Origin of the sequence: Xanthomonas prunicola (assembly GCF_002846205.1) — a bacterium.
In the GTDB taxonomy this organism is placed as follows: Bacteria; Pseudomonadota; Gammaproteobacteria; order Xanthomonadales; family Xanthomonadaceae; genus Xanthomonas; species Xanthomonas prunicola.
In genome coordinates, this window is record NZ_PHKV01000035.1 from 1 (window position 1) to 4,295 (window position 4,295).

3 protein-coding genes and 1 pseudogene are annotated in these 4,295 nt (G+C 64.5%); 3 read left to right on the forward strand and 1 reads right to left on the reverse strand.

Going from position 1 to position 4,295, the window contains the following annotated elements; translation table 11 throughout:
- Positions 1-150 precede the first annotated feature (150 nt).
- A complete protein-coding gene (locus XpruCFBP8353_RS22775; protein WP_101365233.1) occupies positions 151-984 on the reverse strand; it encodes an SDR family oxidoreductase in 834 nt (277 codons plus the stop codon).
- 100 nt (positions 985-1,084) lie between these two features.
- On the opposite strand from XpruCFBP8353_RS22775, the gene XpruCFBP8353_RS22780 reads away from it, so the two are divergent.
- The 3 genes and pseudogenes from XpruCFBP8353_RS22780 (at position 1,085) to XpruCFBP8353_RS22790 (ending at position 4,109) form a co-directional block, all read left to right on the forward strand.
- Entirely contained in the window at positions 1,085-1,987 is a 903-nt protein-coding gene (locus tag XpruCFBP8353_RS22780; protein WP_162301165.1) for a LysR family transcriptional regulator, read from the forward strand.
- Positions 1,988-2,080: 93 nt separating this feature from the next.
- Positions 2,081-2,634, forward strand: a pseudogene (locus tag XpruCFBP8353_RS22785) (DUF1905 domain-containing protein).
- Between the two features lie 113 nt (positions 2,635-2,747).
- The gene (locus XpruCFBP8353_RS22790) at positions 2,748-4,109 is read left to right on the forward strand and encodes an MFS transporter (protein ID WP_101365235.1); all 1,362 of its coding nucleotides are present in this window, start codon (positions 2,748-2,750) and stop codon (positions 4,107-4,109) included.
- The last annotated feature ends 186 nt before the right edge of the window (positions 4,110-4,295 follow it).

Sequence of the window (4,295 nt, forward strand, 5' to 3'; positions counted from 1 at the left end):
CGCCACAGCACGCTTCGCACTCACCTCAAAATGCATAACACGCTCTAATGCCGCGCGCCGCTGCAAACTCAAGACATTGCGCAATACAGCACCGACGCATGTTGCAGTATGCCGCGTCCGGCATGCGTGCATCCGCATCTGCCCGCGCACTTACTGAGGCGGTGTATCGGTCGCCAGCGCGATCGCGCGTTGCGCTTCGAGTTCGGCCAGGCGTGCGCCCAGTGCCTGGCGGATGGATCGGTAGGCAGTGGCACCCATCACCAGCCGCAGTGGCGGCGCGGCGTGTTCGGTGCTGTCGATCATTGCGTCCACCATCCGTTGCGGGTCGCCAGCGATGACCCATCTGCCATCGTCCAGGGCGCGGCTGAGTGCGCCGACCGGCGTGTCGGCGTAATCGGCGGGGATGTCGGTGCGCACCAACGCGGCGCCGAAATTGGTGCGGGCCGGGCCGGGTTCGGCCAGGGTGAAGTGGATGCCGAAGCCGGCCACTTCCTGCCGCACGTACTCGACAAAGCCTTCAATGCCCCACTTGCTGGCGTGGTACAGGCTGAAGCCGGGATAGGCGATCTGGCCGCCTTCGGATGACACCTGCAGCACGTGCCCGCCGCCTTGTCGCCGCAGCCGCGGCAATACCGCCTGGATCAGTACGATGGAACCGATGAGGTTGGTATCGATGATCGCGCGAATCTGTGCGTCGGTGGCGGCCTCGGCCGCGCCCAGCGTGCCGTAACCGGCATTGCTGACGACGACATCGATGCGCCCCAGCGCTGCAAACGCCTGCGCCACCGCTGCGTGGACGGCCGCGGTATCGCGTACGTCCAGCTGCAGCACCGTGACTGCATCGCCATGCCGGGCCTGCAGATCGGCCAGTGCCTGTGGCTTGCGGACGGTGGCAGCGATGCGATCGCCGCGCGCAAGCACAGTCTCTGCCAGGAGGCGGCCGAAGCCGGACGATGCGCCCGTGATGAGCCAGGTCTTGGACATGAAAGTGGCCTTGTTGGCTGGAGGAGGCGCCACTCTAAAAAACGGGTATTGCTGGGTCTATGCCATAGAATTCGAATGACTTGATGCAATCTTGCCACCAATGTCCAAGCCCACGTTCAATGACCTGGTCGCCTTCACCGCCGTGGCGAGGCATCGCAGCTTTCGGCGCGCCGCCAGTGAAGTGGGCTTGGCGCCGTCTTCGCTCAGCCATGTCATCAGCGCACTGGAGCGCAACCTCGGCGTACGCCTGCTGCATAGGACCACCCGCAGCGTATCGCTGACCGAAGCAGGCGAGCGTCTCTACACCAGGCTGGTGCCGGCGCTGCAGGAAGTGGACCACGCGCTACTTGCGCTGGACGATTTTCGCGGCGGGCCCGTCGGCACTGTTCGCATCAATGCACCGGAAGTGGTGGTACAGGTTTTGCTGCAGCAGGTAGTGCCGCAGGTATTGGCGCGCCATCCGGCGTTATCGGTGGATTTGGTGAGCGAAGGCCGATTGGTGGATATCGTGGCAGCGGGGTTCGACGCCGGCATTCGCTTCAGTGAATCGGTGCCGCAGGACATGGTGGCGGTGCCGTTCGGTGGGCCCACGCGTTTCGTCGCAGTTGCGGCGCCTGCCTATCTTGCGCGCGCCGGGATTCCCGAAACGCCCGATGCATTGCATCGGCATGCCTGCATCCGCCATCGCATGCCCAGCGGCAGGTTGTACCGCTGGGAGTTCGAACGCCGTGGCGAGGAAGTGGTGATCGACGTGCCCGGGCGGCTCACCCTGGACCAGATCGCGCCGATGCGCGAGGCGGCCGAAGCCGGTCTTGGCATCGCCTACGTGCCCGAGTACGCGGTGAGCGCTGCCCTGCACCGTGGCACCTTGGTGCCTGTGCTGGAAGCTTGGTGTCCGGCCATTCCGGGGCTGGCGTTGTATTACCCCGGACAGCGGCATCTTCCTCCCGGTCTGCGCGCCTTCATCGAGACGCTCAAGGAGGTATTGCCGCAGCACGATTGAAGCACGTGTCGTGGCCCCGAGCATGGCGCGCCCGCCGACGGCGGGGGCTGCAAGTAACCGACCCCGGATGGGTGCGGTGGTATCGTCCGCGCCATGTATCCGGCCGCCGCGATTCGGTTTACTGCCACTTTGTTGCAACCGGCAACGCCGGTCGATGCCAACTGGCTGTTTCTGCGACTGCCTGCAGCAGCAAGCAACGCGCTGCCCACACCCAGCATGGTGAGCGTGACCGGCACTTTTGCAGGGCAACCACTGCAGGCACCGTTGCAGCCGGACGGGCAGGGTGGGCATTGGCTCAAGGTGGATCGGGCATTGCAGCAGGCTTCCGGCGTGTCCACTGGCCAGACGGCGGTGTTGGAGATCGCACCGCTTGCCGAAGGGCCCGAGCCGCTGGTGCCGGATGATCTGCATGCAGCGCTGGCTGCGCGTCCGGCCGCGCGCGTGACCTGGGATGCCCTGACCGCCGTGGCGCGGCGCGACGCGACTGGATCCTCTGGGTTGTTTCCGGCAACAAGGCCGAAACACCGGGCAAGCGCATCGCGACTGCGTGCGACATGTTGGCCTCGGGAAAGCGGCGGGCGTGCTGCTTCGATCGTTCCGGCATGTACAGCAATTCGCTTGCGGCACCCACGCCGAAAGCGGGCTGAAGCGACCCGCATGGTGCTTGATGTGCCGCTGTATATGCGCCGAAATGCTTACATGCGTCACACAAGCGCGCACCTATACTCCGGGGCTGTCCCACCGAAGAGGTCCTGACCGCATGAGCGCATCCCCATCGTCTCCGATCGCCACCGGTTCTGGCACAGCTGCCGGTAGCCTTCGCCGCTCGGTGTCCAACACGCTCAAGGGCTCGGCCGGCAACCTGGTCGAGTGGTATGACGTTTACGTCTACTCGGTGTTCGCCACCTATTTCGAGTCGCAGTTCTTTTCCAAGGAAGACAAGAACGCCACCATGTTTGTGTGGGCGATCTTTGCGATGACGTTTTTGATGCGGCCGATCGGTGCGTGGTATTTCGGCCGCTTCGCCGATCGCTACGGCCGCCGCCTGGCGTTGACCATTTCGGTGTCGATGATGGCGTTGTGCTCGTTCGTCATTGCGATCACGCCGACCGTGGCGACGATCGGCATCGCTGCGCCGATCATCTTGTTGATGGCGCGCCTGCTGCAAGGCTTTGCCACCGGTGGCGAATACGGCACCAGCGCCACGTACATGTCCGAAGCGGCGATGCCGGGCCGTCGCGGGTTCTTGTCGTCGTTCCATTACGTGACGCTGGTCGGCGGGCATGTGCTGGCGCAGACCACCTTGCTGATCATGTTGCATTTCTTCGATGCGCCGCAGGTCTCCGAATGGGGCTGGCGCGTGGCGTTCGGCCTGGGTGGCATCGGCGCGCTGGTGGTGTTCTGGTTGCGCCGCACGATGGACGAGTCGTTGAGCTCCGAATCCATCGCCGACTCGCGTACCGGCAAGGCCAAGGCCTCGGGCTCGATGCGCGAGCTGTTCGTCAACCAGTGGCGCCCGCTGCTGCTGTGCTTCCTGATCACCGCCGGCGGCACGATCGCGTTCTACACCTATTCGGTGACCGGGCCGAAGATGATCCAGACCGCGTTCGCCGGCGGCGACGTGATGGCCGGCACCATCATCAACCTGGTCGCGCTGACGGTGCTGATGCTGATGCAGCCGGTTGGCGGCTGGTTGTCGGACATCGTCGGGCGCAAGACCTTGCTGGTGTTCTTCGGCATCGGCGGGGTGCTCTACACCTGGTTCCTGGTGATGGAGCTGCCCAAGCAGACCGACTGGCTGACCGCGTTCGCGATCCTCACCTTGGGCTTTGTGATCCTGACCGGTTACACCTCGATCAATGCAGTGGTGAAGGCGGAATTGTTCCCCACGCATGTGCGCGCGCTGGGCGTTGGTCTTGGCTATGCGTTGGCGAATTCGGCGTTCGGCGGAACGGCGCCGTTGCTGTATCAGGCCTCGTTGAAGACCGGGCACGTGACCGAGTTCGTGATCTATGCGACCGCGGTGATTGCGGTGTCGTTGGTGGTGTACATGTTCTTCCTGACCAACAAGGGCAGCAACTGGCTGGACGACGAAGCGGCGATGCATCAGCGCAAGCGCTGATGCATCGCCCTTCTCCCGTCGGGAGAAGGGGCCGGAAGGGCGGATGAGGGGCGCCTCAGGTGACTGGCATACCAACCTGGTAAACGCGTCGCCACGCGCCGCCAAGGTGAAGCATCGATGCTGCGGTCGTGCATGGGTACCCGTACCCTCACTCCAGCCCCGGCCCGCGCTAGCAGCGCGGGCGCT